The organism is Paenisporosarcina antarctica (genome assembly GCF_004367585.1).
GTDB lineage: Bacteria > Bacillota > Bacilli > Bacillales_A > Planococcaceae > Paenisporosarcina > Paenisporosarcina antarctica.
On record NZ_CP038015.1, the window covers coordinates 2,688,295 to 2,706,912 of the forward strand.

An 18,618-nucleotide genomic window follows, 5' to 3' on the forward strand; every position below is an offset into this window, starting at 1 on the left:
TTATTTAATATCGGATGATTTTTTATCGTTATTATGAGTGTAAATACTTTCGCTTTTGAGCATTTTTAAGAATGTATTAAAAAGTATTTTAATATCAAGCCATATATTAAAATTTTCCACATATTCAACATCAACTGGTATTCTTTCGTCCCAAGGAACAGAGTTTCTTACTGTCACTTGAGTTAATCCTGTAATCCCCGGTTTCATTTCAAACCTTTTTCTTTGAAAACTACTATATTCTTCGAATTTATGTGGGTGTTGGGGTACTGGTGGTCTTGGTCCTACCAAACTCATTTCTCCTATGACTACATTCCAAAGTTGTGGGAGTTCATCTAAACTAGTAGCGCGTAATAATTTTCCGATTTTAGTAATACGGTTATCAGTTTCTGTTTTAACAAATAATCCTGTTCCTAATTTTTCAGCATTCACAACCATAGTTCTAAATTTCAAAATTTTAAATGATTTGCCTTCCTTGCCCAGTCTTTCTTGTTTAAAAAAAACGGGGCCCTTAGATGTCAATTTAATTGCAAGTGCAATTAAAATTAGGATTGGAGAAATAATTATTATCCCTATAAAACTACCTAAAAAATCTATTGTTTTTTTTATAATTAAATTAAAATTTCTCACAACTTATTCCCACAACCCTCTAATAATCTTCACTACTCTTCCTAACTGCTCATCCGTAATCTTCGTATCACTCGGAAGGCAAACCCCATTCTCAAACAACTTCTCCGAAACATCCGTACCCACAAAATCATACTTCTCAAAGAACGGTTGCATATGCATTGGCTTCCATACAGGTCTTGCTTCAATATTTTCTTTTTCAAGAGCTTCCATCACTTCAATCGGTCTAACCCTTCCGTACAAAGTCATTGAACTTAACCAATAATTCGGCTTATTCCACTCATTACTTGGCATAAAATCAATACCTTCAAGATGACTTAACTCTCTTTTATAAAAGTTGAAAATATAATTTTTCTTTGCTACTCTTTCGTCTAACATCTTGAGTTGTCCTCTACCAATACCCGCAACAACATTACTCATGCGATAATTATAACCCAACTCACTATGCTGATAGTGTCGTGCTTGATCTCTACTTTGAGTTGCCCAGAACCTAGCCTTAGCAATTCTCTCTTCATTATTAGATACCAGCATTCCTCCGCCAGAAGTAGTAATGATCTTATTACCATTGAAAGAAAAAATTCCATAATCACCAAAAGAACCAGTATGTTTTCCCTTATAATAAGTTCCTAAACTTTCAGCAGCATCTTCAATCAAAGTCACATTGTACTTCCTACAAAGTTCTACTATTTTATCCATATCTGCTGATAAACCGTAAAGATGAACCACGATAACTGCCTTCACTTCTGGGTATTTCTCAAAAGCTTCTTCCAATGCTTTAGGGCACATATTCCATGTCTCATAATCACTATCAATAAATACAGGAATTGCATTTTGATAAATTATCGGATTAGCAGTAGCAGAGAAAGTAAGTGTAGGACAAAACACGATATCTCCATCGTTAACATCAGCAGCTTTGAGTGCTAAATGGATAGCACCTGTCCCAGTCGTAAGTGCTGCAGCTGCTTTAGAACCCACCTTTAAAGCAAGTTCTTTTTCAAATTCATCGACATTCTTTCCGAGTGGTGCAATCCAATTGGTATCGAATGCTTCTTTTATGTATTCCATTTCAAAGCCTTCATCACTCATATGTGGTGATGAGAGAAATATTCTATCGTTCATTGACAAAGACTTCCTTCCTAATTATGTTTCTTTAGTGGTTTAGTACTTAGTTGGATTTCATACTATCCTGACTGACTAACTACTAACTACTAACCTAAATAAAATTAATACAATCTAAGACTTACTTTACAACAGGTCACGTACATTCAAGTATTCGCGCGGAACTAAGTAACCTTCCACTATCTAACAACCTTCATCTCCAAAATCCCCTCAAGAAACTCCAGTAACTCGTCTCTCAACTCATCATCCTGCAAAGCAAACTCAATAGTAGTTTTCACAAACCCAAGCTTCTCGCCAACATCAAACCGCTTACCCTCAAAATCATAAGCAAACACCCGCTGAATCTGATTCAATTGCTGAATAGCATCCGTCAACTGAATTTCCCCACCAGCTCCTGCTCCTTGTTTTTCAAGGAAAGTAAAAATCTCAGGTGTTAAAATATAACGTCCCATAATCGCAAGATTAGAAGGTGCAGTTCCCAAAGCTGGTTTCTCGACAAACTTATCTACCTTATATAATCTTCCATCTCTTTCAAATGGTGCGATAATCCCGTATCGATTCGTTTCATTATCATGCACTTGTTGTACACCAATCACAGAAGCCCCAGTTTCATCATATTGATTCATTAATTGTTTTAAACAAGGTGTTTCTGCTTGTACAATGTCATCCCCAAGAAGAACAGCAAATGGTTCATTGCCAATAAATTTCTTTGCGCACAATACTGCATGTCCTAGTCCAAGTGGTTCTTTTTGACGTATGTAATGAATATCCACGTTTGAGCTTGCTCTAACTTTATCTAATAAATCAAATTTTTCTTTTTGGATTAAGTTTTCTTCCAACTCATAAGCATGATCAAAATGATCTTCAATCGCTCGTTTCCCTTTACCTGTTACGATAATGATATCTTCAATACCTGAAGCAATAGCTTCCTCTACAATATATTGAATCGTAGGCTTATCGACGATCGGCAACATTTCCTTCGGCATTGCTTTTGTTGCAGGTAAGAAACGTGTTCCAAGTCCCGCTGCAGGAATAATTGCTTTTCTTACTTTTTTCATATTATTACCTCACTTTAATTAATTCAACAATTAGTAGTTCAAACAAAAAGGGCGCTCACACGTCCATATTCACCCAACAACATCCATCACTATTGAACTCTTAACCTCAACATTCTTACGATTAGCTGTACCAACAAGCAACTCCTTCAATTCATCCCCAACAAGCCCTGGAATCGTCTCCAGCAAATAGACCAACTCTAAACTAGTAATCGGTGTAGCCTTCCCAACATAAATCTTCGGAAACACAACCTCACTCTGTCTCTCACTATCATTCATCAATTCCTCAAACAACTTCTCACCAGGACGTATCCCAGTCTCTTTAATCTCAATCTCCCCATCCGAATAACCCGACAATCGAATCAAGTTCTTCGCAAGATCAACAATCTTAACAGGTTCTCCCATATCTAAAACAAAAACTTCTCCACCATTAGCTAAAGTCCCTGCCTGTATTACAAGCCTCGAAGCTTCAGGTATTGTCATGAAGTATCGAGTCATACGTGCGTCCGTTATCGTCACAGGTCCACCCTTAGCGATCTGTCTCTTAAATAAAGGCACAACACTCCCACGAGATCCCAACACATTACCAAAACGCACAGCTGCGAACTTCGTCTTACTATCTTTCGCCAAATTCTGCACAATCATCTCAGCAAAACGCTTAGTTGCACCCATAACGTTCGGTGGATTCACCGCTTTATCAGTAGAAACCATTACAAAATTTGCTACACTGAATGTATCTGCAGCTTCCGCAACATTCTTCGTTCCAAAGATATTGTTCTTCACAGCTTCCATCGGATTAAACTCCATCAATGGCACATGCTTATGTGCTGCTGCATGGTAAATGACATCCGGTCGATAGTCTTCCACAATATCGAAAATCCTCGCTCGATCTTGCACATCCGCAATTAAGGGGATTAGGACCGTATCAGTTCCAAACACATTGCGCAGTTCTTGTTCTATTAAATAGATCGAGTTCTCACCATGTCCTAGTAACAATAACTGTTTTGGATTAAATCTCATCACTTGTCGACAAATTTCCGAACCAATAGAACCACCCGCACCAGTAACTAATATCGTTTTACCGGTTATGTTCTCAGAAATGACTTTCATATCGAGCTGCACTTCTTCACGACCGAGTAAATCCTCAATTTTCACATCACGGATATCATTGACGGATACTTTACCCGTCATTAAATCCTCCATACGCGGGATCATTTGAGTTCTTACGCCAGTGTCTACTGATATTTTAGCTAGTTTAGTAGATTCTTGTCTTGATAGGGACGGAATGGCTAACACAATATGTTCAATCTTGAACTTTTTCACTAGTTCCGGAATGTTTTTAACTTTCCCTCTTACACGTAGCCCATAAATCTCCAACCCTTGCATTTGTGGATTGTCATCTACAAACAAAACCGGATCAAGTTCTGCCGTTTCTTGGTTATTGACTAGCTGTCTTGCTACCATACTACCCGCTGCACCAGCACCTACGATTAAAGTCTTTTTCTTTTTACTCGTATTGGTCTTCATAAAGGTTTCTCTTAACAAACGCCAAGATAATCTCGAGCCACCAATCAGTAAAATATGAAGCATCCAGGTAATCATTAACGCTCGTATTAATACATCACCGCCGCGAAACGTATATTGAATAAATGCGACAAATAGAATTGAAAACGTCACGGCTTTAAATATACCCGATAATTCATTAATCGATGCATATTCCCACACTTTACGATACAACCCATAATAACTAGCTAACACATGATGTGCGACAAAGAGAGCAATTGAACTGGCAAGCAAAGTCCCACTAGACAGTGGATTAACACCTGGATTCAGTAAAAAGTGCCCCAGAAAAATCGAAAATAGGACGATACACGAATCTATGAATACTAACATCGACACTCTTTTCCTTATGGTCATTCCATCATTCCCTTACATGATTACTAAATTTAATTCATATATAGTTTATAGAGGTAATTATACCCGACTAGTCAACAGGAAATTTGTCGAATCTTGTCAAATTCTTAAGTTTTACAAAGAATTAACATGACAAATTAAAATACTTTCCACCATTTCTCTTTACCTATTTCTTCAGGTTCCAATAATATCATTTCTGTATTCGTTAATATACGAGCATTATTTTCCAGTAAAATATCTACATACTCATGTTTTTTCAATTTATCCAAGTAATCTAACCCTTTATTAAACAGCGACGGTCGAGTCGACATATTATGAACGTCTGACCCATACACATGGACCAAATGGGCATCGACTAATTGCACAGCTGTTCGTTGAATGGTTTTACCAAAATGGCCAGATAAACTTCCTGCTGTTACTTGAGCTAACGCCCCATGTTGTACAAGCTTCGCTAAGCGACTCGGTTTTTCGACAATGGCGCGATTACGTTCAGGATGAGCAATGATTGGAATTTTATTTTGATTTAACATTTGTTGAATAATATGTGTCGTAAACGACGGAATCCCCTGGGACGGTAACTCGATTAACACATACTTCGAGTTTGCAAGACCGAGCGCCTCTCCACTCAACAGATTAGCAGGCGTTTGATCACTGACTCGTATTTCTTGCCCCGTAAAAATGGTAATCGGAATGCCTCGTTTCATGCATTCACTATTTAATTCCTTTACTTGTTTATTGATTTCATTAAATGATGTATGGAATTGCGGATGATAGGCATGTGAAGTCGCAATAATATTAGTGACTCCTTCTTTTACTGCTTCCTCCAAAAGTTCTATTGATTCTACCTTCGTTTCAGGTCCATCGTCCACCCTAGATAATATATGACTGTGCATATCAATAATCATGTAGCCCCTCTGTCCTATGTGGATTTAAAATGACAAAAGAGCAAAGGGGACTTCCCTTTACTCTTTCGTCCCATAATATTGGTAATAATCATGGTCTTTGCTTAATTCAAAGTTATTTATAACAACGCCTATAATATGTGCTTTTGCACTTACCAGCAATTCTTTTGCTTTTACCGCATTATCTTTATTGGTCTCTTTTGAACTGATTACGAAAATGGTCCCATCACATTTATTGCTCAGTACTTGTGCGTCCGTCACCGATAACGTAGGCGGTGCATCAAAGACGATCATGTCATAGCTTTTTTTGAGTTGTTCGATCAGTATATCCATCTGATTAGATGTTAATAATTCAGCTGGATTTGGTGGAATTGGCCCAGACGTAATAATCTGAAGTCCTTCAATGCCCGTTTCTTTTACTGTTTCATCAAACGAACTTTGTCGAGTTAGTAAATTCGATAAACCCAATGTGTTCGTTACATGGAATGTATAATGCGATGTCGGCTTCCTCATATCGGCATCTACTAACAATACCCGTTTTCCTTCTTGCGCAAACGCCACGGCCAAGTTCGAAGCCGTCGTCGACTTACCTTCTCCAGGTGCAGCTGATGTTACCATCACACTTTGTAATTCCCCTTTAGGCATGGAAAAGTTTATGTTCGTTCGTAATGTTCGGTATTGTTCGGAAACAAAAGATTTAGGATTAGAGCGTATGATGAGTTTACGTGCTACTTGTTGTAATATTTTTTTCTTCGCCATGCTTTAACCCCTCTTCCGTCTTTGAACCATGGTTTGTTCGGTTGTGACCATTTCACTATCTGGAATTGAGCTGATTAAGCCGAGTATCGGTAGCCCTAATGAATCTTCTACATCTTGTTCGGATTTAATCGAAGTATCCAAGTATTCTAATAAGAACGCAATCCCTACGCCTAGCATTAACCCGACTACTGCTGCGATCGCCATATTTAATGGTGGATTCGGATTAACTGGTGATGGATTGTCCGGTAATTTAGCAGCTGCTAAAATGTTGACATTGTCGACATTCATTAACGGCTTTATATCTTCTTGGAAAACAGAAGCTACTGTGTTTGCAATATCTACTGCGAGTTTTGGACTTTGATTTTGCACTGTAATATTAACTACTTGTGAGTTTTGTTCACTATTTACTGTAATTTGCCCATTAAGTGCACCAGCTGATGGTAAATCTAATTCTTCAGCCACTTTATCTAAAATGGCAGAACTTTTAATAATGACATTGTATGTATTAATTAACTGAAGATCGGTTTGAATAGCTTGTGGATTTAATACAGTTGAATCCACTTTTTCTTGGTTGATTAATATTTGAGTAGATGCTTGGTAGATGGGGGTTATAAAAACATAACTGATGACCCCACTGACCGTAATTGCGAGTACTGTTAAAATCGTAATTAATGCCATTCTTTTACGCAAAGTTTTAAATAAATCTTGTAAACTAATTGTTTCTTCCATTCGATGATTAGCTCCCTTTATACACAGTTATCGACAATATTTTAAAGTATATCATAATTTATTTCCAATTGAAGTCTCTTTTACAAATATAGGTGCTAATTTAATGTAAATTATGCTATTGTAAAGAAATCAATGAGTAGTTAAATAGAAGGAGATGCATATGAATAAAACGACAATCTTAACAGGTATCGTCATCGTTGGTTGTATTGCGACACTAATCTTCAGTTATTTGGTTTATGAATCACGAATTGAAGATGTCTCAAGTCAAACGACGAATGCACCTGAAAAAACAACTAAACAGCAAGAAACATCATCTAGTGACAAAGAAAAACCTGCAAAAGATAGCGAAGAAGTACAAGAAGTAGATTCACTTTCTAAACAACAAATTACTTCTTTAACAGCGAATATGTCTGATGATGTTAGTGAAGTGGTCACATCCCGCTTAGAAACAGAAGAAAAAATTCAATTATTAGTGATTGGTTCTTCTTCTATTGAACAAGGATCTCCTGGTTACGGCGAACTTCTTTCTACTAATTTAACACAAGCTTATGGCGATTGGATCGAAACGACCACACTTTCTTATGATAAAACAACCGCTAGCTTAGTAGATGATCTCGATGGGATTTTGATTGACTGGTCTCAAGACTATGATGTTGTTTTGTTAGAAGGAATGAACTTATCTAATAATGGTGAAGTCGTTGTAGAAGAAGCAATTGGACATATTGAGACCATTAACAAAAAGATGCAACAATCTGTCTCAGATTCCGTCTTAGTCGTGCACCCTTCTCAACCATTAGCAAGTGCCACCCATTACCCAACTCAAGTAGATTCATTTAAATCGTATTTAACAAGTCGCGAATTTACGTACATCGATCACTGGTCGGAGTGGCCTGTCGGAAACGAAGATGAAATGAATACATATTTAACCGAAGATAGCATACCGAATGTTAAGGGTGCAGCACTATGGGCATCCGCCCTTTCTACATTCTTCACAGGAAAATAATGATGGAGGAAACAACATGAAACGATCTGATGTACAAAAGAAAAAGAAAAAATGGCCTTGGGTAGTAGGGATCTTAGCAGTCCTTCTGTTAATAGGCGGCGCTTATTTAGTAAGTGTCTACATGAGCTTCACCTCTACATTAAAAGATATTAACAGTCCCATCGAGCGCGAAGTATCAGATATGCGTGTAGACGAAATTAATTTAGATAAAAAACAGCCATTCTCAGTTTTAATGCTTGGTGTTGATGAACGCGAAGGTGACGCTGGACGTTCTGATACGATTATCGTCATGACGGTTAACCCAACTGACAAATCTACTAAGATGGTCAGCATCCCACGTGATACGTATACAGAAATAGTCGGCAAAGGCACTAAAGATAAAATTAATCATGCGTATGCTTTTGGTGGCATTGAAATGTCGATGGCCACTATAGAGAACTTACTTGATATTCCAATCGACTATATTGTGCAAGTGAATATGGAAGGTTTTGAAGATCTTGTCGATGCGGTTGGCGGAGTGAACGTTAACAATACACTTGATTTTTCTGTCGCTCCGTATCAATATCCCGTTGGTAACCTTACTTTAGATGGTGAAGAAGCTTTATCGTATGTTCGTATGCGTTACGATGATCCAGGTGGTGACTTCGGTCGTCAAGATCGCCAAAAACAAGTCATCCAAGGTATTATGAAAGAAGGCGCCTCGGTTAAAAGTTTGTTGAACTATCGCAGTATTTTCAATGCGTTAGGAGCTAACGTACAAACGAATATGACGTTTGATGAAATGGTCGATGTTCAAAAGAATTACCGCGATGCTGTAGGTAAAGTCGATCAACTGTACTTTGAAAAAGGCACAGGCGGCAAACTAAGCGACGGCGTGTGGTATTACAATATGAACGAACCTGAGCTTGCTGAAGTACAAGGCTTGTTGAAAGAGCATTTGGAGATGAACTAGATTAGATTGAGATCCCATCCACTTTGTTGCGGATGGGGTTTTTGTTTTCACTCTCTCTTTAAAGAGAGTAAAGACCAAGACAAACATACTGTATCGACCTGGGTTTCCGGCTCGTTAGGGACGGCACATTCGCTGCAGGATAACCTAGAGATTAAAATGAATGGTGATGTGACGTTGTCACATCACCATTCTTCTTTTTTAGAGGCAATCTTGCGGCGGGTGTGCGTCCTTCACTCGCCTCCAACCTAGACATGCAGTATGTTTTGGGTTTGGTTTACGAGAGAATCGACACTTACTGCCTAGAAAATAATGTGCCGAAGATACAATTTCGGCTCATTTCTGCTAAATTTAAAGTATCTCCAATTCCACAAACATAAAAAAAGGATTTCACACACTGTATAGTTTGCATAAATCCCAGCTGGAATCTTTACAAAAAGAAAAAATAAACGGCGGCAGACGTAGACACAAATGTTTTTTATTTGTGGCTGCGCCTGATCCCATCGAGGTAGTTATTTATAGGAGTAGCCAGCCAATCGCTAAAAGAACACTTCTATCCGATGCAGAGACATAATTGCCCCTCAAATTGTGACTCGCATCTGGGATGAAACTCTTGAGGAACACCCCACTCTCACGGTATTCATTAAAGTAAAAGTTGAAAGGAGACACCCAAATGAAAGATGTTTTCAGAAAAACATCCGCAGAAGTCTTATCGGCTTTGGATGTGACAGAAACAGGATTGACGACAGATGATGTTCAAAAAAGACGTGAGCAATATGGTTATAACGAGTTGGACGAAATCAAACGAAAGACTGCTGTACAAGTGTTTTTTGAGCAACTTAAAGACTTTTTGGTTATCATTTTACTTGCTGCAGCACTTATTTCTGCTTTTTTAGGTGAAATTGAAAATACGATTGTCATCATGATCGTCGTGATCTTGAATGCTATTCTTGGAACGGTTCAGCATGTAAAGGCGGAGCAAAGTTTAAACAGCTTAAAGGCTCTTTCCTCCCCGTCGGCTAAAGTATTGCGCAACGGGACAAAAGAGGAAGTCCCTTCAAGGGAAATTGTTGTAGGCGATATTCTCTATCTTGATCCAGGTGATCTGGTCAGTGCCGATGGAAGACTGCTTGAAAATTATAGCCTGCAGATCAATGAAAGCTCATTAACAGGTGAATCACTTAGTTCCTTAAAAGACATCGAGCCAATAAATGAAGACGATGTGTCCATTGGCGATAAAAAGAATATGGTCTTCTCGGGAAGCTTCGTTACATATGGCAGAGGCGTCGTCGTCGTAACCAACACAGGCATGAAAACTGAGATTGGCAAGATTGCCAATTTGCTGGAATCGGCAATAGAGAAAAAGACACCACTTCAAGCAAGTCTTGATAAATTCGGAAAATATTTAGCGCTCATCATTATTGTGATTGCCGTGTTAATATTTACGGTCGATTTAGTCAGAGGAAACGATGTCGTTGATTCGTTTATGTTTGCAGTAGCACTTGCCGTCGCAGCCATACCGGAAGCCTTAAGCTCCATTGTTACGATTGTGTTGGCTTTTGGTACTCAAAAGATGGCCAAGGAAAATGCCATCGTACGAAAACTTCATGCGGTTGAAAGCCTGGGGGGCATTTCGGTCATTTGTTCAGATAAGACCGGAACCCTTACCCAAAATAAGATGACTGTCCAGCATATTTATGTGGATCAAAAGGTCGTTGAGCATGACCAACTGGACCTTGATAAGGATTTAGAGAATCGAATCCTATTAATGTCTCTTTTATGTAATGATTCCGAAACCGTCGATAACAAGGCTATTGGCGATCCGACTGAGCTAGCCCTTGTTAACTTCGCTGAAGCCTATAACATTGATGAACTGGTTATTCGAGACAAGTATCCACGAGTTGAGGAGCTGCCATTTAGTTCTGACCGCAAACTGATGACAACGGTCAATACCTATGAAGGCAAAAACTATATGGTCACGAAAGGCGCACTTGACGTCTTACTGGATAGATTAGCCAAGATTGAAACGTCTGAAGGAGTGTTGGCCTTTACAGACAGTACGAAACAACAAATCGAACAGGTCAATAAAGACTTCTCCATGAATGGTCTCAGAGTACTTGGATTTGCCTATAAGGAAATTGCTGAAGGCCAAGCGATTGATTTTGAAGATGAAAACGACTTAACCTTTATCGGGTTGATTTCAATGATGGATCCGCCACGAGATGAATCTGCTCATGCAGTCGCAGCTTGTATAGACGCAGGCATTAAACCGGTCATGATTACTGGCGATCATAAAATTACCGCTTCCGCCATTGCCAAAAAGATTGGAATACTCAAGCATGAATCAGAAGCAGTAGAAGGCTTTGACATCGAAAAGTGGAGTGATGAAGAACTCCAGGAAAAAGTGGCCGATATTTCCGTCTACGCCAGAGTATCTCCTGAGCATAAAATACGAATTGTCAGAGCCTGGCAGGAAAAAGGAAATGTGGTGGCGATGACTGGGGATGGTGTCAATGATGGGCCAGCTTTGAAACAAGCTGATGTCGGGGTTGCCATGGGCATTACCGGCACAGAAGTAGCCAAAGAAGCATCTGCCATCGTGTTGACCGACGATAACTTCTCGACCATCGTCAAAGCCATATCAAACGGTCGTAGTATCTACGCCAATATCCAAAATTCGATCAAGTTTTTATTAGCCGGAAATACAGGTGGCGTTGTCGCCGTCCTTTATGCGTCCATATTAGCTATGCCCGTGCCATTTGCAGCTGTACATCTGTTATTCATTAACTTGTTAACCGATAGTTTGCCAGCAATTGCCGTTGGACTCGAGCCACATAATAAAGACATCATGAAGGAAAAACCAAGGGATAACGATACGCCATTATTGAACAAAAGATTTGCTGTGCAAGTCCTGTCAGAAGGTCTGGTCATCGCCATCGCCACCTTGGTTTCCTACCATATAGGCTTATCAACAGGCGACAACATGATAGCCGCTACCATGGCGTTCGCGACCTTATGTTTAGCGAGGCTGTTCCATGGATTTAATGCAAGAAGCAGTCAGTCGTTATTTAGAATCGGGCTATTCACAAATAAATACCTATGGTTTGCTGTTATTCTCGGTGTAGCCTTATTGCACATCGTACTCCTGACACCAGCACTTCAAGGAATATTTAAAGTTGCCCCACTTAACGCAGCACAATTCGGCACCATCTACATGATGGCATTAATGCCACTTGTAGTGATTCAACTTTATAAAGTGCTGTTTGTTAAAAAAGTATAGTGAGTTAGAGAATGCTGCTACACAGTCACAACAAGACCATGGATGCATACTGTGACGACCAGGTTTCCGGCTCGCTAGGGACGGCATAGTTGCTGCATCATAACCTTGAGAACGAAAAGCATGTTTATGTGACGTTGTCACATAAACATGCTTCTTTTTTTGAGGCAATCTTGCGGCAGATGTGCGTCCGTCGCTCGCCTACAACCTCAACATGCAGAGTATTTTGGATTTGGTTTACGAGAGAATAGACACTTACTGTCTAGAAAGGAATCGGCCGAAGATGCAATTTCGGCCGCTCGTTTCTACCTTTAATGGATTATTCTACGTTCTTTGAAAGAAGTGTTTTGCACACTCTACCGTACCTTTTAGAAGGATTTGTTATTAAAACATGCTTCACAAATGAATTTACTTTCGTTTCTTAAATATGCTTTTATTTCAGTAAATCCACTTCGCTTAGGGTAACGCATTTTTACAAAAACCACTTCATCTCCCTTAATCTCTTTATCACATACAACACATTTAGGATTATCCAACAATATGCTACCCCCCTCATACTTTTAATAATTCCCTTCGTATCTATACGAATAACTTTTATTAAAGTTTCTTCAACAAACCTTCCGTAATAGTTATTGTAACTATTTTTATCTAATGTTCCTCAATAGTGGCATCCAATGTATTTCGAGTGATCCGCTAGAGTATGGTCTACTTCAGTTTATCTTTTCTTTCTTTAAAGCTTCAGAATAGGATTTTGCAACCTGTGTAGTGTGCTAAACTTTTCTTTTAAGTAACGCAGATAGATTCTTTATAGTTAGCAACAAGTCGCCGAAATTGCATCTTCGGCGGCTTTCTTTCTGCATAGTGAGTGTCTATTCCCTAGTAACCCAAAATCAAAGACCTGTGCACTTATTGGTTGTAGGCGAGCGACGGATGCAAACCCTCCGCAAGATTGCCTTAAAAAAAGAAGCATTTTGATGTGAGTTATCACATCAAAATGCTTTTTATTCCTTAGGTTATGATGCAGCCGGTTTGCCATCCATAGCAAACCGGAAACCTAGTAGATACATTGGCCTTGTTTCCTCGCTATATGCGAAATAAAATCAAAATATTCTATAAATCTAGTAAATATTCTAAAATTATATTGTCAAATGGTGGCATAACCGATACTATAAGGAACTAATAGGTGAAAAAATTTGATACATAGGGAGATAATGCATGAAAAAAATTGCCTTTTCAGCACTAGCAACGACAGCATTAGCAACAATGATTTCAGTAGGAGATACTGAAGCAAGTTCATATTCCGTCAAATCTGGTGATTCATTATGGAAAATCGCAGCAGCCAATGGGACTACAATATCTCAAATTAAAGAATTGAATAACCTAAAATCAGACACCATTTTTCCAAGACAATCTTTACTTTTAGCATCAACAGGTACTACTCAAACAGCATCTGCTGCACCAAGTAAAACCCAAGCGTCATCAAATACGACTACATATACCATTAAAAGTGGAGATACGTTAGGCCGTATTGCGTTGGATCATAAAACGACTGTAACTAATATTCAAAAATTAAATAACATATCATCACATATTATTCATCCTGGACAAGTTATTACTATATCCGGAACAGCAGTCGCCGCTACAAAAGCTCCAAGTGCACCTGCAAAAACTGTTACACCCGTAGCTACAGCAACTTCTACATACGTAGTGAAGAGTGGTGACACATTAGGGCGAATCGCAAATCTTCACAATACGACCGTAACAAATATTCAACAATTAAATAACATAACTTCACATATCATTTATCCTAGACAAGTGTTAAAAGTGTCTGGTAAAGCTTCTGCAGCTCCGGTTGCGGTAGCTCCAAAGCCTGCACCAGTAGCGTCAGCAAAACCTGGTAACTCAGTATATTCAATTGTTAGTGGAGATACTTTATCAGGAATCGCTTATCGTCATCGTGTAACTGTAGACCAAATTATGAGTTGGAATAACTTAACTTCAACGGCACTTCGTATTGGTCAAAAACTGTCAATCGGTGGATCTGGAGAGGTTGCTCCTGTAGCAGCTCCTACTCCAGTGCCTGCTACACCAGTAGCCGGCTCAAGCCTTTATCAAAAAGTGATTAACGTAGCGAAACCATTACAAGGAATTCCATATGTATGGGGTGGCTCATCAACATCTGGTTTTGATTGTTCCGGTTACATTTATTATGTATACAAACAAGCCGGTTTAGATGTATCTCGTACGAATACAACTGGCTTTGATGCTCGTTCTTATGATATATCAAATCCAGTACCTGGGGATTTAGTATTCTTCTCTAATACGTACCGTCCTGGTATTTCTCATATGGGTATCTATATCGGAAACAACCAGTTCATTCATGCTGGTGGCGACCGTGTGCAAATCACAAGTTTAAGTAATTCGTATTGGGGCGGTAAGTTTACCGGCTTCAAACGTTTATATGCAGCTGATTGATCGTATGTATGAAAAAGCTATTCCGAAATTCGGAATGGCTTTTTTTTTTTTTGGATGTTACTCTCGCGGTGCTCGTTAAAGAAAGATAGTGCCAAGCTTAAGTGCGGCAGATTTATTGAAACCACTACATCTACATAGGTTTCCGGTTCGCTCTGGACGACACAGCTGCTGCACCATAATCTAGAGATTAAGAAGGAACTGTCCTAAAAGTCATACAATATGACACAGGGCAGTTCCCTTTTCTTTATAGTAAAGGTAGATTTCCGTTTCAGACGGACGCTTTCCGCGGGGCATGGCCTCAGCCTCCTCGACGAGCAAGCTCGCCTCCGGGGTCTTCAGCTCATGCTATTCCCGCTGGAGTCGCCGTCTTCCACTCCAATCATTCTTAAGTTTATCATGTGCAAAACAGACAACTATAACTTGTTTACAATGTTCAAATGTAAATCCAGATAAAAGACTTATTTTTCTCCACTTATACTTTATTGAGGACTTATTAGAAGCCCCTTCGTTCGTAAAGGCAATCTTGCGTCGGTTGTGCGTAGAGAATAGGTTCACGTTTTACAAAAAGTATCGCCGAAGATACGGCTGCTTGTTTCCACCTATAAAGGATTATTCTACGTTATTTGAAAGAAGGTTTGGCACACTTCACAGGTTGCTACATCCTGTATTAAAGCTTTAACGAAAGAAAAGATAAACGGCGGCAGATGCACGATCTCAGTGGGCGTGCCTGGCAGAACGTAGTGATGCTTGGCAACCTAGGACATCCGCTACGCCTGAACCCGTGGAGGTAGTTTATTTAAAGAAGCAGCCAGCTATTCGCTAGCAGGATACTTCTTTCCGATGCAGAGACACCATTGCCCCCAAATTGTGGCCTGCATCTGGGATTAAATTCTAGCGGAACACCTGAAAACATTCTTAGATCTAGACCACAAAAACGGCAACGAACTAAATAATATAGTTTTGTTTTCGCTACGCTCCTATTTGAATTCACGTGCAGAGGTGTCTAACCAAAGCACGTTGAATCATGCGGAAACCTTACTGCTTTCCAGGTCTGTGGAAAATGGGATTGTAGACAATTTATAACAAGCAGAAATGGGCCGAAATTGTATCTTCGGCCCATTCCTTTCTAGACAATAAGTTTCTATTCTCTCGTAAGCCAAATCCAAAATACTTTGCACGTTGAGGTTGTAGGCGAGCGACGGACGCACATCTGCCGCAAGATTGCCTCAAAAAAAGAAGCATGTTTATGTGACAACGTCACATAAATATGCTTCTTACTCAAAAGGTTATGATGCAGTAGATGTGCCGTCCATAGCGAGACGGAAACCCTGGTCGATGCAAATGTTCATAATCCTACAATTACTCTTCACTTGCCGGCACTTCTTCAGGAGTAGTTTCTTCAGGTGCTTTTTCTTCCTCTACTTCGTCTTCTTTTGGTTGATCCTCAGGTTTAACTTCTTCTTCATCTTTTGGATCTACTTTGACCTCTTCAGGATAGCTAAGATAAACCCTTGTCATATTTTTAATCATATAATCCCCATACTCATCGATGACTACATCATATACAACTTGCTCTTTAACTATAGAAGACTTTTTCCCTTTTTGTTCAATTAACGTTTCAGTTGTAGTTGTTATAATGGCTAAGTTGTCATGAATTTTAATATCACCCATAGTGAATTGATTAATAGTAAATTGTTTTTGTTGATCCTTCAGGTTACTTATAATCTCCTTCTCTGAATTATATACAGGAGAATCCGGTAATAAGTACCCTTCCAAATAACTGAAATTCACTTCATTTTGTGCATATGTGTATAACGTCATATATCCCTCTATGAACACGGATAAATATTCTTTATCAAAATATGCATCTTCAGGTTTTTGAATAACTGGATCTTTTGATTCTATTGGATTTGTTGCCCACGATTTTAGTAACTGATAAACGGAATAGACCGGTATGCTGTAGCCAATCGATGGATTGTCCGTTAATATTATCGAGTTTACGCCGATGACTTTCTCGCTCTTGGCGTCTAGTAGTGGTCCCCCGCTACTACCTGGTGCAATAGGTGCGTCAATTTCATACAAATCCGTATAGGTAAAGCTCTCATAAAAATCTTTTCCTGTAGCCGTAACTTTACCCATTGTCGCTGTATTGGATTTATTATTAGGGCTACCAATCGCAATCACGCTCGTGCCTTCGGCTGATTTATTTAAATCCATAATCATCGGCTCTTTGCCGACAATTGCTTCAACTCGAATAAGGGCAATGTCAATGGATTCTGAAATACCAATTACTTGACCAACAAATTTCACTCCTGCATTGTTCATAACAGTCACTGTACTGTAACCATCAACAACATGTGCATTTGTGACAATGTCGCCATTCGCGTTATAAAGGAAGCCAGAGCCTTGTTGTGAGTCTGTGTAGACTGTATAGACCTTTGGCAATGCGGACGCTAGAATCGCCTCTTGATCGCGTTCTTCAACACGTTCCTCTACAGGTTCTTCTTCGACTATAACCGGATCTGTTGATTCCAATTCTGATTCATCTGATTCTGTTGTATCTGATTTTGAGGGTTCTTGCTCATCGCGTGTCACAACGCCCTCTGGATTTTTGGTTTCTTCGGTTTCAGTGACTATTTCTGTAGTCGGTTTGATTTCTTTAGTCGTGTCTTCTACTTTAGGTTCTTTTTCAATCGCTTCTTCTACTGGTTTTGGGAAAAATTGCAACCAGATAAATAAACCCGCAATAAGCGAAATTGCAAGTAATAGAATGAGAGTTTTAATGGTTGATGCTTTTTTGGAGCTAGGTTTTTTGGGAACTGGTTCTTTGTATCGTTTAGGCTGGTCCACTCTGCATCACACTCTCTTTAATATTTCACCACATTACTATAGCCTATACCCATTTGACGATAGTGCAAACAAAAAGTTACATTGACCTTTAAATATATTTATCTAAATACTACCTTGAATGGAAGAATTCTTTGCTGTGCTTATGTTAGTGGTTGGAAAAATTAGACACAATTACAGCGCGATATTGAGCCACTGCATCTGCTTAAGTTTCCGGCTCGCTATGGACGGCACAGCTGCTGCATCATAACCTATAGAACAAAAATAATGTTGATGTGACGTTGTCACATCAACATTACTCTTTTTTTAAAGGCAATCTTGCGGCGAGTGTGCGTCCGTCGCTCGCCTTCAACCTCAACGTGCATAGGTCTTTTATTTTGGTTTAACTAGTGAATGGACACTTAGTTTATTAAAAACCATTGACCGAAGATACAATTTCGGTCAATTTCTGCTAGTTTTAACGCATTTTCAATTCCACAAACCAGACGGATATTGCACACTATTTCGTTTGCAAAATCCCGTCTTGAATATTTAAAGAAAGAAAAAACAAACAGTGGCTGCCCATACTCTCAGGTGCTGTTAAAGAAATTTTAAACCCAAATGATTAATAAATGGAATTTGCCACTGCATCTCTCAGGTTTCCGGCAAGCTGTGGACGGCACAGCTGCTGCATCATAACCTATAGAATAAAAATAATGTTGATGTGACGTTGTCACATCAACATTATTCTTTTTTTAAGGCAATCTTGCGGCGAGTGTGCGTCCGTCGCTCGCCTTCAACCTCGACATGCATAGTTCTTATATTTTGGTTTAACTAGTGAATAAACACTTAGTTTATTAAAAACCATTGACCGAAGATACAATTTCGGTCAATTTCTGCCAGTTTTAATATGGCTACAACCCCATTTTCTACAAACCTGGAAAGCAATAAGGTGTCTGTATGATTTAACGTACTTAGGTAAGACA

The 18,618-nt window shown here is 39.1% G+C and carries 13 protein-coding genes; 4 read left to right on the forward strand and 9 right to left on the reverse strand.

Going from position 1 to position 18,618, the window contains the following annotated elements:
* The 7 genes from E2636_RS13060 to E2636_RS13090 all read right to left on the reverse strand — a co-directional run bounded on the left by E2636_RS13060 (position 1) and on the right by E2636_RS13090 (position 7,102).
* Complete coding sequence (locus tag E2636_RS13060) at positions 1-627, reverse strand: sugar transferase (protein ID WP_134210587.1); 627 nt, start codon at positions 625-627, stop codon at positions 1-3.
* A gap of 3 nt (positions 628-630) precedes the next feature.
* On the reverse strand, positions 631-1,743 hold the full coding sequence (locus E2636_RS13065; protein WP_134210588.1) for a DegT/DnrJ/EryC1/StrS family aminotransferase: 1,113 nt from the start codon (positions 1,741-1,743) through the stop codon (positions 631-633).
* Between the two features lie 179 nt (positions 1,744-1,922).
* Complete coding sequence (galU, locus tag E2636_RS13070; RefSeq protein ID WP_134210589.1) at positions 1,923-2,801, reverse strand: UTP--glucose-1-phosphate uridylyltransferase GalU; 879 nt, start codon at positions 2,799-2,801, stop codon at positions 1,923-1,925.
* 69 nt (positions 2,802-2,870) lie between these two features.
* Positions 2,871-4,715, reverse strand: a complete 1,845-nt coding sequence (locus tag E2636_RS13075) for a polysaccharide biosynthesis protein (RefSeq protein ID WP_134210590.1) — start codon at positions 4,713-4,715, stop codon at positions 2,871-2,873.
* Between the two features lie 134 nt (positions 4,716-4,849).
* The gene (locus E2636_RS13080) at positions 4,850-5,617 is read right to left on the reverse strand and encodes a tyrosine-protein phosphatase (protein WP_134210591.1); all 768 of its coding nucleotides are present in this window, start codon (positions 5,615-5,617) and stop codon (positions 4,850-4,852) included.
* 57 nt (positions 5,618-5,674) lie between these two features.
* The gene (locus E2636_RS13085; protein WP_134210592.1) at positions 5,675-6,373 is read right to left on the reverse strand and encodes a CpsD/CapB family tyrosine-protein kinase; all 699 of its coding nucleotides are present in this window, start codon (positions 6,371-6,373) and stop codon (positions 5,675-5,677) included.
* Between the two features lie 3 nt (positions 6,374-6,376).
* The gene (locus E2636_RS13090; RefSeq protein ID WP_134210593.1) at positions 6,377-7,102 is read right to left on the reverse strand and encodes a YveK family protein; all 726 of its coding nucleotides are present in this window, start codon (positions 7,100-7,102) and stop codon (positions 6,377-6,379) included.
* A gap of 160 nt (positions 7,103-7,262) precedes the next feature.
* Here E2636_RS13090 and E2636_RS13095 point away from each other — a divergent pair, with 160 nt between their 5' ends.
* The 3 genes from E2636_RS13095 (at position 7,263) to E2636_RS13105 (ending at position 12,334) form a co-directional block, all read left to right on the forward strand.
* Complete coding sequence (locus E2636_RS13095) at positions 7,263-8,105, forward strand: SGNH/GDSL hydrolase family protein (RefSeq protein ID WP_134210594.1); 843 nt, start codon at positions 7,263-7,265, stop codon at positions 8,103-8,105.
* A gap of 16 nt (positions 8,106-8,121) precedes the next feature.
* Positions 8,122-9,057, forward strand: a complete 936-nt coding sequence (locus tag E2636_RS13100) for an LCP family glycopolymer transferase (protein WP_134210595.1) — start codon at positions 8,122-8,124, stop codon at positions 9,055-9,057.
* Positions 9,058-9,727: 670 nt separating this feature from the next.
* Positions 9,728-12,334, forward strand: coding sequence for a cation-translocating P-type ATPase (locus E2636_RS13105; protein ID WP_134210596.1), 2,607 nt, complete (start codon positions 9,728-9,730; stop codon positions 12,332-12,334).
* A gap of 365 nt (positions 12,335-12,699) precedes the next feature.
* Here the strand turns inward: E2636_RS13105 and E2636_RS13110 are convergent, their stop codons facing one another.
* Positions 12,700-12,867: a Fe3+ hydroxamate ABC transporter substrate-binding protein gene (locus E2636_RS13110; protein ID WP_407670250.1), complete on the reverse strand. Its 168-nt coding sequence runs from the start codon at positions 12,865-12,867 to the stop codon at positions 12,700-12,702.
* 679 nt (positions 12,868-13,546) lie between these two features.
* Here E2636_RS13110 and E2636_RS13115 point away from each other — a divergent pair.
* Positions 13,547-14,806 carry a C40 family peptidase gene (locus tag E2636_RS13115; protein WP_134210598.1) on the forward strand — a complete coding sequence of 420 codons (1,260 nt, stop codon included), beginning with the start codon at positions 13,547-13,549 and terminating at the stop codon, positions 14,804-14,806.
* Positions 14,807-16,165: 1,359 nt separating this feature from the next.
* On the opposite strand, the gene E2636_RS13120 is transcribed toward E2636_RS13115, so the two are convergent.
* The gene (locus E2636_RS13120) at positions 16,166-17,656 is read right to left on the reverse strand and encodes a S1C family serine protease (protein WP_134210599.1); all 1,491 of its coding nucleotides are present in this window, start codon (positions 17,654-17,656) and stop codon (positions 16,166-16,168) included.
* Positions 17,657-18,618: the final 962 nt, after the last annotated feature.